General features: G+C 43.6%; 13 protein-coding genes. 7 read left to right on the forward strand and 6 right to left on the reverse strand.

Annotated features, from left to right (window positions below):
- The first annotated feature begins 12 nt into the window (after positions 1–12).
- On the forward strand, positions 13–270 hold the full coding sequence (locus tag ACTHPG_RS14995) for a type II toxin-antitoxin system HicB family antitoxin (RefSeq protein WP_440390398.1): 258 nt from the start codon (positions 13–15) through the stop codon (positions 268–270).
- Between the two features lie 26 nt (positions 271–296).
- Here the strand turns inward: ACTHPG_RS14995 and ACTHPG_RS15000 are convergent, their stop codons facing one another.
- From ACTHPG_RS15000 to ACTHPG_RS15020, 5 genes are all read right to left on the reverse strand, one after another.
- Entirely contained in the window at positions 297–1,619 is a 1,323-nt protein-coding gene (locus ACTHPG_RS15000) for an amidohydrolase family protein (protein WP_440390399.1), read from the reverse strand.
- 198 nt (positions 1,620–1,817) lie between these two features.
- Entirely contained in the window at positions 1,818–2,429 is a 612-nt protein-coding gene (locus ACTHPG_RS15005) for a TetR/AcrR family transcriptional regulator (RefSeq protein WP_440390400.1), read from the reverse strand.
- Between the two features lie 717 nt (positions 2,430–3,146).
- Complete coding sequence (locus ACTHPG_RS15010; RefSeq protein ID WP_440390401.1) at positions 3,147–4,655, reverse strand: hypothetical protein; 1,509 nt, start codon at positions 4,653–4,655, stop codon at positions 3,147–3,149.
- Positions 4,655–5,134: a hypothetical protein gene (locus tag ACTHPG_RS15015; protein ID WP_440390402.1), complete on the reverse strand. Its 480-nt coding sequence runs from the start codon at positions 5,132–5,134 to the stop codon at positions 4,655–4,657. Before ACTHPG_RS15015 ends, ACTHPG_RS15010 begins: the two co-directional genes overlap by 1 nt.
- 298 nt (positions 5,135–5,432) lie before the next feature.
- Entirely contained in the window at positions 5,433–5,648 is a 216-nt protein-coding gene (locus ACTHPG_RS15020) for a helix-turn-helix domain-containing protein (RefSeq protein ID WP_111618597.1), read from the reverse strand.
- A 109-nt stretch (positions 5,649–5,757) separates the two neighbouring features.
- Here ACTHPG_RS15020 and ACTHPG_RS15025 point away from each other — a divergent pair, with 109 nt between their 5' ends.
- The 4 genes from ACTHPG_RS15025 to ACTHPG_RS15040 all read left to right on the forward strand — a co-directional run bounded on the left by ACTHPG_RS15025 (position 5,758) and on the right by ACTHPG_RS15040 (position 12,826).
- Entirely contained in the window at positions 5,758–6,027 is a 270-nt protein-coding gene (locus ACTHPG_RS15025; RefSeq protein ID WP_440390403.1) for a hypothetical protein, read from the forward strand.
- Positions 6,028–6,226: 199 nt separating this feature from the next.
- Entirely contained in the window at positions 6,227–7,264 is a 1,038-nt protein-coding gene (locus tag ACTHPG_RS15030; protein WP_440390404.1) for an ROK family protein, read from the forward strand.
- 265 nt (positions 7,265–7,529) lie between these two features.
- Positions 7,530–8,729: an MFS transporter gene (locus ACTHPG_RS15035; RefSeq protein ID WP_440390818.1), complete on the forward strand. Its 1,200-nt coding sequence runs from the start codon at positions 7,530–7,532 to the stop codon at positions 8,727–8,729.
- A 317-nt stretch (positions 8,730–9,046) separates the two neighbouring features.
- Complete coding sequence (locus ACTHPG_RS15040) at positions 9,047–12,826, forward strand: DUF4073 domain-containing protein (RefSeq protein WP_440390405.1); 3,780 nt, start codon at positions 9,047–9,049, stop codon at positions 12,824–12,826.
- A 171-nt stretch (positions 12,827–12,997) separates the two neighbouring features.
- Here ACTHPG_RS15040 and ACTHPG_RS15045 read toward each other — a convergent pair whose 3' ends face one another.
- Positions 12,998–13,603: a DedA family protein gene (locus ACTHPG_RS15045; RefSeq protein ID WP_091013422.1), complete on the reverse strand. Its 606-nt coding sequence runs from the start codon at positions 13,601–13,603 to the stop codon at positions 12,998–13,000.
- A 268-nt stretch (positions 13,604–13,871) separates the two neighbouring features.
- Here ACTHPG_RS15045 and ACTHPG_RS15050 point away from each other — a divergent pair, with 268 nt between their 5' ends.
- Together ACTHPG_RS15050 and ACTHPG_RS15055 are read left to right on the forward strand one after the other, a co-directional pair.
- Positions 13,872–17,042 carry a GNAT family N-acetyltransferase gene (locus ACTHPG_RS15050; protein ID WP_440390406.1) on the forward strand — a complete coding sequence of 1,057 codons (3,171 nt, stop codon included), beginning with the start codon at positions 13,872–13,874 and terminating at the stop codon, positions 17,040–17,042.
- The gene (locus ACTHPG_RS15055; protein ID WP_440390407.1) at positions 17,029–17,907 is read left to right on the forward strand and encodes an amidohydrolase family protein; all 879 of its coding nucleotides are present in this window, start codon (positions 17,029–17,031) and stop codon (positions 17,905–17,907) included. Before ACTHPG_RS15050 ends, ACTHPG_RS15055 begins: the two co-directional genes overlap by 14 nt.
- Positions 17,908–17,946: the final 39 nt, after the last annotated feature.

A 17,946-nucleotide genomic window follows, 5' to 3' on the forward strand; every position in this document is an offset into this window, starting at 1 on the left:
GAGGCGTCCCATATGATTCGAACTTACCAATACTACGCAATTTTTAATTTTGCTGAAGATGGAATTAATGTTACATTTCCTGATCTGCCTGGATGTATCACCTGTGGCAATTCAGTTGAAGAAGCATTATTCATGGCGAAAGAAGCACTTGAATTATTTTTGGATGGAGAACCTGTTGAAGATATTCCGCCACCTCAAAGCACAATGCCTGAATTATTGAACTCTAAAGATAAAGCGTATTTAATTGAAGCCAATATTACGTATTACTGATCGACTCTACTTTTACATATCTGAATTCACCAAACTGAGTTTAGAACATCGTCGACTTCTTTGATTCTTGTAACAGATGGTGTTTGAATTAGATTTCCTTTGACCATGACCATAGAGATGTCTGACAAGGCCTCTATATGTTCCAGCGGATTTTGCTCCATGATAATCAGATCAGCATGTTTCCCGATATCGACCGTCCCTGTTACATCCTCAACACCGAGGATCTTCGCATTGGTTCGAGTCACCATGTCGATGACCTGTTTGTTGTTCAGGTTGGCCTGTCTTATGTAGTGGTCCATCTCTCTCCACATATCATAGTGAGTTACGTAAGGCATGGCGGCATCGGTGCCAATCCCGATGGTGATGTCGTTTTCGATCGCTTGTTGTACACCTTTGAGCATGGAATCGTAGACCAGTCTGGAATTCTCTTTTACCGTTGCACTTACCTTCGTTATAATGGTATCCAGTGAAGCGGATGGATAGGCGGCTTGCAGGGTGGGGATGAGTGCGGTGTAGCCATTCAGGGAATTGGGATTATTTTTGTACAAACGAATGATTTCGTCATCCATCTCCGAACCGTGCTCGATCGTATCGACGCCACCTTGTAACGCAACACGTACACCTTCCGTGCTTTCCACATGGGCTGCTACCCGCAGGCCAATCTTATGCGCTTCGTCACAGATCGCCGCAACTTCCTCCACCGTCATCTGTAAACGACCAGCTTCGCCCACCATTTTCGCATCCGTCACGCCGCCCGTCACACAGATTTTGATCAGATCCACACCGTGTTTCACATTCAGTCGTACATTTTTCCGTGCTTCCCACGGGGAATCGCCCACCAGAGCGAGGAATGGAGCACCATGTCCGCCTGTGACACTTAGGAAAAACCCGGAGACAAGCAGATTAGGGCCGACAAAGTCGCCATTGTTAATCTCATCCCGCAGCTGGACGTCGGTGTAAAAGAATTCTCCCACACTGCGCATCGTTGTAACACCCGCATGGAGAGCGGTCAGCGCGTTGTGTTTCATGCGTCTTTTCAAAACGTTTCTGCCGAGTTTCGTGTTCAGGATTCGATCATACGCGAACTTCAACATACCTTCACTGACCGAGAGACTGAACGGTTTCCCATCTGCAAAGAGGTGCACGTGGGCGTCGATCAGGCCAGGCATTACGTATTTCCCGGAGAGGTCAATTGTTGTGTAGTGACTTGGGATATTCAGCTCATGATCTTGGCCGATATCCTGAATGAGACCTTGTTCATTGACGAGAATCGTCATGTTTTTTTGCAGATTTCGGCTTGAGTCGCCGTGGATCAGATGGACGTTTTTCAATGCGTAAGCGGTGTTCATGTTGTGTTCCTCCTTTGGATATAGGTGAAGCGAGTAGATAGTGTAGTGAAGATGCCTTCCTCAATAATGAATTATTTATTCATTTTTGGATCAAAAAAATAGAGCGACTTAATGTTAGATATTTTTTGCGTGCAAACCAATTGAAGATGATCTGATCTGCACGCTTTGTCTACCCGGCATAAATGATGAGATGGAGCGTTACTCGTTGAGACTTCTCATGCCGTATAGTCTGTAGACATACAACGCTTCGAAAATTTGCTTCCGGCTATCCTCGCTCATGTCCCGCTTCAATAGATCCAGGTTCATGTCGATCACGTTGTGTGCGAGGATGTTCAGCAAGATCAAATTCTCCTCGGTGCCAATCTCATACCGTTTATATTGATTCTTCAGATAGGCCTTCTTGGTTTCGATCATCAGCTCGACAAGCTCATTTTTGGCGTTGGTGTAGATGGTTCCTTTATTTTTTTCAAAGATGATAACAATCTGATTCCGGTATTTACGTAATACGTCCACCTGTTCCTGCAACAGCGCCGACTTTCGCTCGCTATCCGTTTCCTCGAACAAGGTCTGATTATCAAAGTGAATCGTCTCCACCAGCACATTTTTCAGATAATCCACCAGATCCGGCGGCACGACAGCGTAGAATAGTTCTTTCTTGTTCTTAAAATAAGTATAGATATTGCCCACGGAAATATTGATCTCATCCGCGATATCGCTCATCTTGGCATCCACATAGCCTTTTTCAAAAAAGACCTTGAGCGCCGCGTATTCAATCTCTTTCCTGACTTCGTCTTTCTTGGCTTGCACCATCGGGAACGACTCCTTAATAGTGAATATATGGTTCATTATTAGAATAGGTCTTTTTGGAGGGGGTGTCAAATAAGAAAATGTATTCTGAAGCTACGCGCATCCGTAATCAAGTATATTAAAACGAGGATTATCACCATCTTTATTATGTACATTATTTAATCAATCTTAAACATAAGAGGGAATTTTGACTAATAGTTTTTAACTTAGAGCTTCTACATTCTGAATATAGTTTTGAAAGTGAATTAAGGAACTTAGATACGTAGAAAAGTTTATAAAAGTTTTGTTGAGAAATTCGGAGATGATGGAAGCTGATTTGGACATCAATTTGTGATTATGGCGAGTTGAGATAAAGAGGAAACTTACTCGAAATAGTCTAATAGGAATATCTATGAAGCTGTTTAAAGTGACTGCAGTGATCTCAATATACTTTCTTCAAAACGACTCTGAATAGAGATCTCTTTAATCGATCATCAAGGTTTTTAAGATTAAACAATCAGCGTTTTTATACGGATGTGATCTTGCTGAAGATACTTAATTAGTTACCGTTAGCCTTATTTGATAATAGACAGGAGGGGGAAACTGGCGGCAAAAGTCTTAGTGTCTGTGTTTTACCCATTAGGGTAGGTCAATACTTCCGTTAAAATCGCAAATTTTCCGGAAATATTGACAGATAAGGATTTTTATCATTATGATTTAATTGAATATCTTCTACCTTTTTTATAAGAGGTCAGTTAAATTTATTCTTCGTCCTAAAGGCGGAATCTCTGGATCGATCCTAAACATAGTAGTCTGTGTTAAGGATTTAATTATATCTTCATATTTCCACCAGTCTCTATTCTCCTTCCAAAAAACATAATCTATTATACCTTCGGTGTTAATATATCTGAAAAATTTATTTTTTATATCTTTATAGATTAATTTAATTGAATACTTAGTGTGGAACATGGTAAAAATAGCGTTACTTTTTAGTTTGATAAATACTACAATTATCTCATTATTTAAAAAGTAAAACATTAATTCTCGTTGTTCAGAAGAATACGTTTTAATGAACTCTTTACTATTTAAATATGGTTGCTCAGTATATATAAACAGTTCCCTTTTATCAATTTCTGGAAATTCGATTAAAAGTTTCTCATAATCCTCTGAATATATAATTATTGGTAAATTGTATTTTGCTAAAGATAATTTACAGATATTCTTATCTGCGAAAATAACGTAACGGGTTCCTTTTGCTATTTCATCAAATATTAATTGGTACATATCACCAATAATTACAATCCAAAAAGAGCTTATTATCCCATCAATACTTTGAACCTCATCAAATGATAAATGGAACTCATAATTATAATTAGTATTAATAACTGCAGGTCTAATAAGATCAAGTATTTCTAAAATATCATCTTCGGTAGGTTCATTCAGATCATTCATATTGGTTGGTTTAGCATTTCTTGTATTGTTAATTACCGTGTCAACTGGCTCAGTAGGGAAGCAACATTTAATGAAGAGTTTTCTCATAAAAGCAAAAAAATCTAATACAGTTTCTTTACTGCATTCAATAGAGTATAGGCCAGCTTCTGATAACAAGATTTCATCTGTTATTGACCCTATAGGGTATGATTTTAAAAGTTTTTTCAGTGAATTAACTAACATAATGAAGCGCTTATTTGGATTAAAATCTAAACCGTGTTTTATTAGTAATGATTGAACTAAATACTCCTCTTGTAGCAAATTTTCATTAAATAGGAGATCACTTCGTATATTCATAGCAAGTCTAGCAGTTCGGAATAACACCGTAGAGTTAAATATTACTTCCCAGTTCTCATCTTCTAGAAAGTCTATGATTAAATGAATTTTATGGGCAACATATGAATCTGTTTTTTTTAAATCTATAATTCTTTCTCTGAACTCTTCGGGATTGCTACTTTTTAAATAAGCAAATTGTGAATAATAGGATAAACATTCGTGAGTAATATCAGAAGCTTCTATAAGTCTTTTTGAAATTAAGTTTAATTTGTCCATATCTTGAAGCTTGAAATTTTCCAAACAATACTTTTTTCCCTCTTCAATAATGAAATTAAAGGCTCCAAAGCTTGTACCTCTTGCCAAGAACATATGAGATAATTCGTGTATGCTTAGTGAAAATAGTTCATCTGGGTTAGAATGATACTGATTTGACTCAATTTGAGTGAAGTTTTGGAAACTATATTGTGCAAGAAGATCTCTCATTATTGTGTACCTTTTAATGTATCTGTTTTTCGAATACACCAAGCATTTTTCCCCAACTTAATAATTGTTAACAATACAGAAGATACAATCCCCGAAATCAGCCCTGATTCAATGCCGAACTTTGCAGACATTGACGCTGAAACAAGAGTAATAACAGTTTCATACTTTGTAACCAAAGAGGTTCTCTCTTTTGAATATTCTTTGTTACTTTTACAAATAAGTTTATATATTTCATCTTCTACATATTTAATAACATTCTTTCTTGAATTATTGAAATAAAGTTTCGTGGAATCCAAATCAGAAAAACTATTGAAAATCCTTAAAAGAATGCTGTGGAAGTCCTCTTCTGTAGAATAGGGGTTATCGAACGTTTCTAATAACTCAAGAATATGGAGCGGAGAAACCTTGATATCTTCTAATTCTTTTTGAATATTTCCTTTTAAAACTTCGAAATCATCATCTGTCATTTGCCAATTCATTTCTTTAAATCTCCTTTTCTAACGTTCAAAAGATGAAGTTTCATTCTACCATAACAAAAAAAAGGCAATTTTTGTAGTACAAAGAATATTATCTGAAAGTTTCTTTATGGAGCAGTAAACCTCTGTTTTATGAACTTATAAAAAATCTGATTATTTACTTAATTTCCCCAACCAATTTCTATCAAACCTCTGATAGTATTAGATTAACTAGTGACCACTCACATAGTTACAAAAAAGTGCTGAATAGTTAACCACGAACAAAATTTCGGAAATGGCGATAATAGTGAATACAGAGGGATTAACAATCTCGAATCTCAATAATCTCCCGAATATCATCAATATCCAGCGCTTCTGCAATCCGCTCGATATGAGCAAAGTTGATATTCTCTCGTTTACCAGACTGCAACTCACTCAAAGCTGCGTGACGGATATCAGACAATCGGGCCAGTTCGCGCAGCGAGATATTATGTTTTTCCGTGAGTTTATGAATATTAACAACGACTTTCTTCGCCACGCTTAATCACTCCTAAATTTTCCATATGGTCTTGACGTTACGCATGAGCGTACCATATACTTTTTGTATATCTGGTACTCTTATGCGTACCGATTTTAGGAGTGGTGACATGACAAGTACCAACAGCGAAGACCTGACTTCGCAGTATGCACAACTCATCAAACAAGAAGACGATTACGTTAACCAACTGGTCACATGTAACAAACTCATCCTAGACGCCATGGACATCATCGCAAAGCAGGCAGGCGTGCTAGACATGGAGACAGTGAAACAAGCAGCATATCACCTTCATGCCATGGAACAGGATCTAAACCGAAAGCTATTTAAAGTACGGCTGGAGAAGAGCATCTTGGCAAATCAAATGAGCCAGTCTATATAAAATCAACTTAACTAAAGGACAGTGCAGGATCACACAAGATGATCTTGAACTGTCTTTTTGCCTTCCCACCCAAACGTTTTTCGTTCCCAAATAAGCATTGACTTTCCTCTCAAATCGCCATACACTTCAATTATTAAAACACTTTTAAAAACTTTCATTGAATGGTTCGAAATGAAAGAAAGGAGGCATATAACTTATCATGTTACCGACATCACACAACACCCAGCAGGTAAAACGAATCAACGTTGAACTGGTGAAGAATACGCTCCGGTCCATGGGCGTCGGCACGAAAGCTTCCATTGCTAACCTGACGAAACTCAGCGTTGCGACATGCGGTACGATCCTGAACGAATTACTACAAACGGGTGAGATTATCGATCTGGGCCCGGATGAATCGAGTGGGGGAAGACCTGCGAGTCGGTATCAGTTTAATGCGGACTACGCAAGTGTGCTGTGTCTGATTATTCGTACGGAAGGTGGCATTCACTCGATCACACATACATATGCCAATCTGAACGGAGAGATGGCGGACGAACAGACACTCTTTTTGGATGAAATTAATGTTCCGGTGGTAGAGGATCTGATTGCGAAACTGATCGAACAACACCACAATGTGCAGGCAATTGGTATTGGCATACCTGGGGTGGCCCACAACGGCGTGATTGGAATTTGCGATGTACCGGAGCTGATGTATCAGCCCCTCGGGCCAAGGCTTAAGGAGCAATATGAAGACGTGGAAGTGGTCATTGGCAACGATATGAATCTGACGGTCTACGGTCTGTACAACCAGCAGCAATTTGAGGAAGAGAAGAACTTCGCGGTGGTTACGTTTCCGGAGAACCATTTTCCTGGTGCAGGCTTTATCATTGACGGTCGTCCGTTGACGGGGAACACGCAATTTGGGGGCGAGGTGTCCTTTTTACCTTTTGGCGTGTCACGGGAAGAGCAGCTGCGCATGTTGAAAACGACGGAAGGGTTGCAGGAACTCGTCACAAAGACGCTGACCTCCATCATTGCGATTATTAACCCGGCAGCGATTGTCGTTACGGGCGATACAATGGACCCCGCTATGCGAGATGACCTGTTACAAGGCTGTCTGGATCACCTGATCCCACAGGAGCATATGCCGGAGTTGATCATCCAAAGAGACACTCGGCGCGAATATGTGACGGGGCTGGTCGCTGTTACACTGGAGAGCCTGACCTACCGCATTCAGGTGGTTGAGAAGCAGTGGTAAAGCTTAATCATGTTTTCTATTTCAAATGTACAACTCATTGACACGATAACGGAGAGGGCAGAACCAATCTGAAGAACGCCTTTATCACTGTATTTCCACCTTTAGGAACGATTCAAAAAAATACAGGGATAACAGCGGTCGGAAGATGGGACTGCAATCGAAGTTATAACGTGCAATCATTTTTCTGAACACAATGGAGGAACTTATTTTGAATCAGCAAGCAGGTACACAAGGTAACAAACGAAAATTCAACAAGCTGTACGCCATGCAGCTGGCAACAATCTTTCTGGGATTTATTGTATTCGGCATATCGGAAAATATTAAGGGGCCGGCTATTCCGCGCATTCAATTCGACTTCAATCTGGATGAGAAACAGCTCGGGACGTTATTGTCCCTGAATGCACTGGGTTACTTGATCGCCTGCTCGTTCACGGCTATTCTGGTACGCAAATGGGGCATCAAGGCCGTCAGCATTATTTCATTTGCATCGATGATCCTATCGGGCGTGTTCATTTATATGTCTCATAACTATCCGCTCTTTGCTTCATCGTACTTCTTCATGTACATCGGTAACGGCATGCTGGAGATTGCTTTGGCGATTCTGGGTGCGCGGATATTTGTGAAAAACACAGGTACGATGATGAATCTGTCCCATTTCTTCTATGGGTTAAGTTCAACGGTGGCGCCTTTGTTGGCTACTGGGGTGATGTCGTTGAGTGTGTTCGGACATGTACTGGACTGGCGCGGCATGTACCTGGTAATGTTGTCACTCTGTCTGCTGCCAATCATTGCGGCGCTGCGCAGCAAATTTCCGGGGGATGATCTTCCGCATGAAGATCGGACCTCGCTTAAGACGTTAACACGTGATCCAGCCATCTGGCTGATGGTGCTCATTCTTTCTTTTGGCGTGGTATCGGAACTGGCGGTTGGGGGTTGGCTCGTTAACTTTCTGGAGAAAGCCTACACGTGGGACACGGTTAAAGCTTCGGGGCTACTGTCAGCATTCTTCCTTACGTTCTCGCTAGGTCGTCTGCTGCTGGGTCCTCTAACGGACCGGATCGGATTTGTACTGTCACTGATAATCTTCTCTGCGTTCTCGGCCGTTTGTACGTTTATTGCGCTTGCCGGAGGAGAGGGTCTCGCCATCTTCTTTGCCATCTCGGGTGCAGGTATAGCGATGATCTATCCAACCGTTATGGCGTTTATCGCACGCAGATATCCGAACGGCAGTGACACGGCGATTACGTTCACGGTTACCTTGATGGGGGTTGGCAGTGTCATCGGTAACTATGTGATTGGCTGGGTTATTGAAGGCGTGAAGAATATGTACGGTTCAACGACTCAGTTGGGGTTACTACGCGGACTTCAAGCGGGATATGGGTTCATTGGTTTATGTGCGGTGATCTGTGCGGCATCTGGCGTAGTGTTGTATGTGTATTTGAAAAGAAGGCAGGAACTGATTTAGATATTAGGATAAATGAAGTTGTTCTATTGATAACTCTTTCTCATCCAATTATGGCATGGGAAGGAGTTTTTTCATGCTTCACGACAGATTGGTCATGTGTAGAATGGGAACAACGGAGTGTTTTGTACGATATATAACTTGGGTTCAATTATTCGTCAAAATGTTACAAAATAGCACTTTTTTCCTTAATAATCTGAATATTTTGGCAATTCATTATTGTTATAAACCCAATTACATATTATGATGTATAGGTCTTTTGGTTCATTATTATACAAAATCAGGAGAAAAGACTTAATTTTTTAGGAGGCAATATAGATATGTCAAAAAAAATGGGCGTAGCGGCTTTAGCAACAATAGCCCTGACGCTAAGCACAGCAATGCAGTCTAACGTATCGGCAGCATCCGTTCTTCCTTTCAAAGATGTTGAAGAAGCATCACCTTGGGCGAAGGCACTTATTCTCGAAGCTCAAGAGAAGATGTTCATGAATGGCGATCGGGATGGTTATTTCCACCCTGTACAGGAGGTCACTCGTCAAGAAGCTGCAGTTGCGCTTGCCAAACTCATGGGCCTTCAACTGAGTGACAATACAAGGTCTACCTTTTCAGATGTAGCTCCTGGTTCATGGAGTGCAAGTGCGATTGATGCGGTACAAAAAGCCGGATGGATGAATGGTGACCATAATGGAACCTTCCGTCCTAAAGCTGTAATTACAAGAGAAGAATTAGCCTCTATTGTGGCAAGAGCCACAGAAGCAGATACTGCTGCAGTTCAAGAAGAAGAGCTATCCTTATTTAAGGATAATCAACAGATCTCCGCTTGGGCTAAAAATTCCGTCTCATCTGTTGTGTCATCAGGTTTGATGTCAGGAAGCAATGGTAACTTCCATCCACAGAAATCGGTGCTTCGGCAGGAACTGGCAGCTCTTTTAGTAAGAATGGACTCTACGGTTACAAGCAATAAACTTCAAACGATTACACAAATCAAAAATGGCACAGTGACGATTGGAGCTACTCAGTATAGTGTCGTTGACGCATTAAAGCCGCTTTTCTCGGAAAATAATGCAGCCGTACTTGCCAGTGCAGAAGTTCGTGTTGAAACGACAGATGGTCAAATTACCAAGGTGTCGGAACTTAAATTGGTTACGCCGGGTCTGGCAGCAGAGTCTGGTAAAGAAGAGTTCTCAGGGAATGCTATATTAGATGGTGGACAAGCAGTTATTGAAGGGAATTTGAAAGTTGCAGCTGATTACATAACGATCAAGAACATCAAGATTAGCGGTGATTTGGAGATTACGAAGGAACTCGAAAATGATTTTTACGCAGAGCAGATTAGTGTAAAAGGTACAACTCATGTTAAGGGTGGGGATGATAATACGGTTGTATTTGATCAGTCGTCACTCCAAGGAATGAATATTAGCAAGGAAGATGTTCGTGTTGAAGCCGTTAACAAAACGGTTGTTAAAGAAGTCCATATTGATTCCAAACTCTCTGGACTATGGGGAGATGAATCTGTCACATACGAAACTGTAACTATAGGAGAAGGTGTTCAGAACGCTTCATTGTATGCCCATATCCGTAACTTGGAAGTTAATGCAAGCAGTGAAGAAACAAGCATCTCTGGAACGGGTCATATCGAATCATTGACCATTAAAGGAACGGGCACAATTGCGCTACAAGGTACCGGGGTAATAGGTTCCGTAACGATTACAAACATTGCCAGCCAAGTATCACTTCCAGCTAACGCTTCCGTTCAACGCTTAGTGCTGCCAGAAGGGGTTGCACCCGAGAGCGTCATTGCGAACTATGATAGAGTTAAAACACAAATCGCTTCGATCAACGGCGTAACCAATCCGGCTTACGTACTTCCGAGTACAGGAGGCAGTAATTCTTCCAATAGCGGAGGTAATGCGGGGAACTCTGGAGGAGGGACACCTTCCAATCCGGGTACAACACCAACGAATCCTAATCCAATATCATGGTATCCGTACACGTATAAGAGTTATCAGAACCGTACAGAAACTTCAGCTGACGGTTTGATGACCACGAACAAAACGGGTACGGTCTATTATATGGCTGTTCGTTCAGGTGATAATGTACGTCCTACAACTGAACAAGTGAAGAGTGGAATACTTCCTGATAACCTGCCTTCAACACATGGTGCGTTTTCTATAACCGCTAACCAACCTGTAACCTATAAAATAGAAGGCCTGGAACCGACCAAAGCATACAGCATGTATGCCATTTTCAAAAATGGAGAAACGGGTCAGGAAACACAGCCGATGCTTATCCATTCCGTTATGAATTATATTGCGAATGACATTAGTGTTCTTCCTTATGATAATTCAAACTTAAGTCAGATTAGAATTCAGTTCACTGGTGTACTGTCTCCACCGGCGACAAGTACAACCAATCCGTCTGCTATCGTTAAGGATGGGCATCTTCGAAACTATGGCTATGGATTTATTGAGATTAATTCAATTGACTGGGATCTAACCATTCCCAATATGCCAATTATGAATCTGAATTTTGACCCGGTAACTTTGGGAGATGGAACGTCCTATCGGTTGGATTGGACATATGTAAAAGATGCTTTAACGATTAAAAACACCGATGGAAGTGGTTCCCGTTCATTTGGCGGACATGGAAGTTACTCAGGTCCCGAAGTGGTCTCATTGATCACCAAGCAACTATCCTTAGAAACGGGTAACACGATCGATCCTTTGAAGGCAGAAGCTGTCATGCTAATTCTTGGAGTGTATCCTTCTCCGTTAAAACAAGAGTTGGGATTGATCGAATTTAATGGACAACATTATCAGAAGGCGTTAGCTGAAAAAGCCGGCCAGTATACCACATTCAGTGATGTTAAACAGATTATTCAGATGGTCAACCAGCAATATCCTGCTCCATCCAGTGCGGAAGCCAGTGTAATTCGAAACATCAATAGTGCGACAACAATTTCTCTTATGGAATCTTACCTGAAGAAATCTGCTGCTACATTAAATATTGATGCCACGGCATACAGCAGCATGAATCAGGTAGCTCGATCAGCAGTAGCCCAAACGATTATTGACGATCGGAGAATTTTGCCTGAGAACAAATTCATGAGCCTTGAAGAAATTCGTACTTCATATGAACTTGCATACGCCAAGGCTTCGTCTTTACCAACTTCTATTTCTTTTGTGGATACCGACCCGACAGCCGGTTCTATTGGAGGAGATATTCATTGGACACCGGGTACAGACGATAGCTCCGTGGTTTCTTATGAGTTACTCTGGGGGGATTCAGGGCTAGGCCTTTCAAGCATCGCAACAATAGACAAAGAGGATGGGAATAGCTACACACTGCCTAACGGAACGACTATTCCTGAAGGAGCCACTCAGTTGCTTATTCGGGCTGTACTTCAAAATGGATCTGCAACAGCGCCCATATATGTTACGATCAAAGATACGTTGCCTTCTGCTCCTGGGCAACCCGCCGTTAAAATTGATGATAAAAGAAATATTTTGATCGATGCGGATGCAAGTATGGAGTTTTCGTTGGATAAAGGTCAATCCTGGATAACATATGACGATGAGAATCCTCCCGTCTTTCCAGGTGATGTATTCGTACGGGTACGAGTTAAAGCAGATCCTGCCCATCAGGTTCCCGCTGGTGAATCGGTAACAGTCAGTTTCTCAGATAATGTATACATGTATGTTGGTCACAATGATGCCAGCAATACGTTCTATGCAGACGATATGTCCTCTGCAATGGAGTATTCTGTGAATGACGGGGTAACGTGGACAACGTACAACGAAGAAAATCCACAACAATTTCCTGGAGATCTAACCGTTCTCGTTCGTGAGAGAGGCGGTCAATATCTGGAGGCTGCACCAGCCAAAAGCTTCACATTTACATCGAAAGTTCAGGTTTGGAATGCAAATAAATCAATTATGGCATCTTCATCCATACTTGAATACTCCAAGAATGATGGAGAATGGATTCCATTAATCAGCGAACAAGCTGTTCATTTCGAAACGGGAGATTCCGTTCAAGTTCGTGAAGCGGCACGTAATCCTTTTCCGGCTGGCGCAGCAACGACATATATTATTGAATAAGTGAAAGTCTCAAAAAATGGAAGAATATCTACGATTCGATATTCAACAATCCATAAAGCCCCGCTGATCCTTACGATCGGCGGGGCTTTACATCTATGCTCACAAGTATATGATCAACAAACGTAGTCTCAAACTAACCCTCTTTTTTTAAATCCGTACTTCAACTCTCTCCTATGACTTGTTCAAAGCCGCTCTTCTTTTCCAACGTTTCAGAAGCACATACAATCCAAAAGCACCCAAGAAAACCACCGCTGCCGGAACAATATAAGGTTTAACAATCTCATCCACGTGCTCCCATTGAGAGCCTAATTTGAAGCCTAAGTAGATGTACAATGAGGTAATTGGAAGCATCGCCAGGAATGTAAAGAGACTGAATTTGAACACATTCATCTTCGCCATTCCACAAGGGATGGAGATGACGGTCCGAATGCCGGGGACAAAACGGCCATAGAAAGCGACCCCGCTGCCATATTTCTCGAAGAATGTATCGGAAGCGTCCAGATGGTGGGGACGAATCAAGAAATACTTGCCGTATTTTTCAACCATCGGTCTGCCGCCGTAACGTCCCAGGGCATATAATGTCAGAGGTCCAAACGTTCCGCCTACGGTACCCGCCAGTATAGCCAGCCACAGCTTCATATCTCCAAGATACACCCAATATCCCGCCATGGGTAGCACAAGTTCAGCAGGTACGAATTCAAACGACAAGGCAAGAACGAGACCTGCGTACGACAAATCTTTGAAAAAAAGTATAAATTGCGTGATCCACTCCGTCATGCTTTCCCTCCATGAATCTATCTTTTTTATATATAAAAGAAACACTCCTGTACAAAGAGTAACAATAGCGAATAGAGCTTGTCAAAGCTCACATGGATGTCCGATTTAGCCCGTCACGACGGGATATGTTAGACCATACATAAGATAACTGATCGCTCCTAACAATCTGACACCAATATAACACTCTAAAAATGTTTCCAATTATAGTATGATAAGACTATCACTAGCTTCTTCACCATCCTATACATACAGAGAAGGAGATCAGAACATGACCGTAACTTCGATTATCGATCAAATTCACATTATTGAATACGATCCCTCTTACGCTGACGCACTCGCGGATATGTGGAACCGCAGTAATGAGAGCTGGGGAGGTGGCACCAACCTTAGAACAGAGGAAACGGTTCGCCGCGAGATGGAGAGTTCGTCCAATCTTTACGCATTTCTAGCCGTTCATGAGAAAGAGGTTGTTGGCTTCTGCAGTTTTGCTCATTACCGCTATGATGAGAGAGCCCTATATGTACCGCTGCTTAATGTACGCCCTGACTATCACGGGTACAAGGTCGGACGCAACCTGATCCTGAATGCTGTGCGCAAGACCGTAGAGGCCGGATGGCCCCGCCTGGATCTGTTCACATGGGCAGGCAATACGAAGGCTGTACCGATGTACAAGAAATGCGGATTCTTCTGGGAGAAAAAAGATGAGAATGTGCATCTAATGAATTTCATCCCCACCATCTTGCAGACCGAAGCACTTGCTCCTTATTTCGAGGAGCTGGATTGGTATGCAGACAGCACGCGTGAACTCGTCGTCGAGCCGGATGGCCGACGGGAGCGTGGGTTTGATTTCTTTGACTATACGTGGAAAAAGGGAGAGGTCTCCCTGCGGGCTGAATTTGAAAAGTCGGGTCGCGGGCTGACTGCCCTCGAAACACCGGATTACGAAATCGCTACAGAGGTCGATGATCATGATCTGGTTTTCGGTTCCAGCTATAAGGTTCGCTATCGCATTAAGAACACTTCTGCGTCTGAACTGGCGGTTGAGATCAAGGGTGAGGATAACAAAAATATTCGATTTGCGCTAGACGTTGCACGAGCAGTGGCTCCGGGAGAAACCATTACCGTGGAAGGTGAGTTTCACCTTGATCCGATTACAGAGGAACAGAATAACAATAAGACCCATCCCGTTGTTGCCAGCACATGGCTGATCGGTGGTAAGAAAGCGGAGTTCAGGTTAGGTATTACCCCGAAATTTCCGGCCAAGATCAAGACCGTTTTGCCCGTGAAGGAGCTCTTTCCAGGTATCCCGGCGGAGTTGATTTTGAATGTAGAAAATAATGTGGATGCAGAAACGGAGTTCAGCCTGAACCTGCCTGAGGATGAATTCCTTGAATGGGCGGAGCGTTCGATACGCTTTACGGTGCCAGCCAAAGGCAAAGTGTCTGTGCCAGTACCCTTCACCTTGCGTTCATATGGTCTGTATTTCCAAGAAGTAGAAGTGACGGCTGTCCCCGTGGGGAACCATGCGATATCTTTTACAAGCAAAATTTCTGTCCTGATGAAGGGAATTGAAGGGAAATATGGCGGGCAGATTGAGGATCAATGGGTTGCCGTCAACGGCGCATTCTCCATTCATATGAGCAAGCAAGATAATAACATGTGGATTGAATATCCCGGTTCCCGTCATTCATTCTGGTGGACTTATCCGAAGCTGGGTAAGCCGTTTGCCGAAGAATTATCCAAGAAACAAGCCAAAGAAGTGAACATTTATCCCGAAGGGGAACGTCAGGTTCTTGAAGCGCTGTATGACTCGGAGGATTTCCCTGGCTTACAGATTAAGTCCGTGGTCAAGCTCTCTGCGAATGGAATCGCCGAATTCCACCACGAGGTTGAGAATACAAGAGACACCGCCTGGGAAGAAAACCTGTTTCTGATGAATAACTTTGGGTTCTATGGTAACAGGTTAATCCTTCCTTATCAGGGGCGCTTCGTGGACATGGGCGATGATTATGCGGGTGATCCGAACCATTGGAATAGCTCACAGATTACGGAGAACTGGCTGTTCTGCAAAGAAGAGTATGGCGCGTGCGGCATCTATTGGGACTCTTCCCTGAAGCTTCTTCGTCCGGAATACACGCTGGGGTTGCAGCATGAACTGGGACGTTTGGAGGCAGGGGCTGTAGCACGAACCAAGGAAACGGTATTTGCTCTGAACACGTTTGCCAAATGGCATGATTTCCGTGCGTTTGCACGGAAACAGCGGAATCCGGTCATTCCATTGCTGGACAGTCATCTGGATCTGACACTGAGTGAGGGGAATCCATTTGCCCCGGATGTGCTAGAGGTGGAGCTGACTGAACACAAACTCGTTCCGCTTGCAGGCAAGCTGGAGCTGTATGTGCAGCAGGGTGGCGAACCGGAGGTTATGGCCCGTGTGAAGGAATTCACTCCGGTACAGAATCTTAACTCGGCGAAGCTAACATTTACACCAAATGAATCGGACAACCGTGACCAGCACATAAGAGGTTGGAAAGTTCGTGGGGTCTATCTGGGCGAAGATCGGATTCAGGAGCGAACGGCTCTTTGGTTCCCGCAGAGCGGAGCAGAGGTCAAGCAGAAGTTGGAAGAAGGTGAAGCTGGACCTTTGTACACCGTAGACAATGGCGTATTGTCGATCGCCGTTGCTCCTGAATTCGGGAGCGTGGTACACTCTCTGAAGGTTGCAGGAGAAGAATGGCTGGATAGCTCGTACCCTGAACCGGCACCACGCTCATGGTGGAATCCGTGGTACGGCGGACTGGGATTGGGGATCCCGGGCATGAATGGTTTCAGCCGCCAGTTGGAACAGAGAGCCGCTTCCTGGACAGAGCAGAAGGATCAACACGGCAACGTCTGGAAAGGCATTAAGCTGACTACCCGGATTGAGAAGCATGAAGCAAATCGTGGAATCACGATCCAACAGCATTATCTGATGCTGCCGGGTGTTCCTGTGCTCTGCACAATGCTTGCCGTGACCAACGAAAGTGGCCTCACGCTAACGAATTATTCGCTTGCAGAGGAACGTTTCCTCCAGCCATCCTCTGTATTCGCGGAAGGTTGGATCGAACAACCGGGTAAAGATCGATTCCCACTAGGAAAAGTGGATGTGGGTCTGCCACTGGAAGACCTTTTGCGAGTCGGATCGGTTTCGCGTGAGAACATGCTGCATGCGGTCCATCGATACCCGAATCAGAGTGCATGGGCTTTTGCCAATAATCAGGTGACGGGTCTGCACGTGAATCATCATCTGACACTCCGACACGGAGAGACGGTCTGGACGGAGCCAACCTATCTGGTTTTGGGACCAATCCCGCTGAGTTCAGCGGATGTGCATGACCTTCTGAAACTGAATTTTGCAACATCTACCGATGAAAAGGAGGCTTCACATGCCGATCATTGATATTCATATTCATCTGTCGGACATCGACAGCTTTCACCGAACAGCAGTTGATCTGTCCAAAGTGGATTACTCTGCCGCTGGTCTTAAAGCGGAGTTTGATAAGAACGATGTCATTCTGGGCATCGGAATGGGGGTTACGGAGCAGACGAAGGGAGCATTCCCGGATTCCAGTTCCCCTAACCCGATGGGGCTTGACCTGGAAGAGAAGGTCCCATCATTCCTCATGGAATGCGTGGGGATCAATCCGAATGCGTTAGATGGTAAACATGCTCAGGACGAGCTCGACCGGATTGAAGCTAGAATGCAATCCCCGGAGGTAGCAGGAATCAAACTCTACGCAGGGTACTATCACCACTATGTGTATGACAAAATCTATACCCCGGTCTATGAACTCGCAGCCAAGTACAACCTGCCTGTCGTCATTCATACAGGAGACACGTACTCCATGAACGGGCTACTCAAGTATTCGCATCCACTGACCGTGGATGAATTGGCCTTTCGGCAGCGTGGTGTGAACTTCATGATCTGTCATCTGGGTGATCCCTGGGTGATGGATGCAGCTGAAGTGGTGGCGAAGAATCCGAACGTGTATGCGGATTTGTCGGGTCTTGTGGTGGGGGATCGGCCTCATTTTGAACGGTTCATGAACGAACCTCTGTTCATGGATCATTTCCGCCGGGCCTTGGTCTATTCGGATCATTATGAGAAAATGCTATTCGGTACCGACTGGCCGCTTGCGCCCATCGATCTGTATGCCGAATTTGTCCGTCGACTTGTGCCGGAGCAGCATCATGATAAAGTTTTCTACGAGAATGCCTTTGGGCTGTTTCCACGGATTGGACAGCGGATTGCCGATCTGGGCTAGAGCCTAAGTACCGACACCTTAATATCTGAGGGATGTAAC

Source organism: Paenibacillus sp. SAF-068, from assembly GCF_051967555.1.
In the GTDB taxonomy this organism is placed as follows: domain Bacteria; phylum Bacillota; class Bacilli; order Paenibacillales; family Paenibacillaceae; genus Paenibacillus.

What these genes read in the sequence shown, in the direction of transcription:
- ACTHPG_RS14995 (WP_440390398.1), top strand. Translation starts at nt 13, where the DNA reads ATGATTCGAACTTACCAATACTACGCAATTTTTAATTTTGCTGAAGAT.
- ACTHPG_RS15000 (WP_440390399.1), bottom strand. Translation starts at nt 1,619, where the DNA reads ATGAACACCGCTTACGCATTGAAAAACGTCCATCTGATCCACGGCGAC.
- ACTHPG_RS15005 (WP_440390400.1), bottom strand. Translation starts at nt 2,429, where the DNA reads ATGGTGCAAGCCAAGAAAGACGAAGTCAGGAAAGAGATTGAATACGCG.
- ACTHPG_RS15010 (WP_440390401.1), bottom strand. Translation starts at nt 4,655, where the DNA reads ATGAGAGATCTTCTTGCACAATATAGTTTCCAAAACTTCACTCAAATT.
- ACTHPG_RS15015 (WP_440390402.1), bottom strand. Translation starts at nt 5,134, where the DNA reads ATGAATTGGCAAATGACAGATGATGATTTCGAAGTTTTAAAAGGAAAT.
- ACTHPG_RS15025 (WP_440390403.1), top strand. Translation starts at nt 5,758, where the DNA reads ATGACAAGTACCAACAGCGAAGACCTGACTTCGCAGTATGCACAACTC.
- ACTHPG_RS15030 (WP_440390404.1), top strand. Translation starts at nt 6,227, where the DNA reads ATGTTACCGACATCACACAACACCCAGCAGGTAAAACGAATCAACGTT.
- ACTHPG_RS15035 (WP_440390818.1), top strand. Translation starts at nt 7,530, where the DNA reads ATGCAGCTGGCAACAATCTTTCTGGGATTTATTGTATTCGGCATATCG.
- ACTHPG_RS15040 (WP_440390405.1), top strand. Translation starts at nt 9,047, where the DNA reads ATGTCAAAAAAAATGGGCGTAGCGGCTTTAGCAACAATAGCCCTGACG.
- ACTHPG_RS15045 (WP_091013422.1), bottom strand. Translation starts at nt 13,603, where the DNA reads ATGACGGAGTGGATCACGCAATTTATACTTTTTTTCAAAGATTTGTCG.
- ACTHPG_RS15050 (WP_440390406.1), top strand. Translation starts at nt 13,872, where the DNA reads ATGACCGTAACTTCGATTATCGATCAAATTCACATTATTGAATACGAT.
- ACTHPG_RS15055 (WP_440390407.1), top strand. Translation starts at nt 17,029, where the DNA reads ATGCCGATCATTGATATTCATATTCATCTGTCGGACATCGACAGCTTT.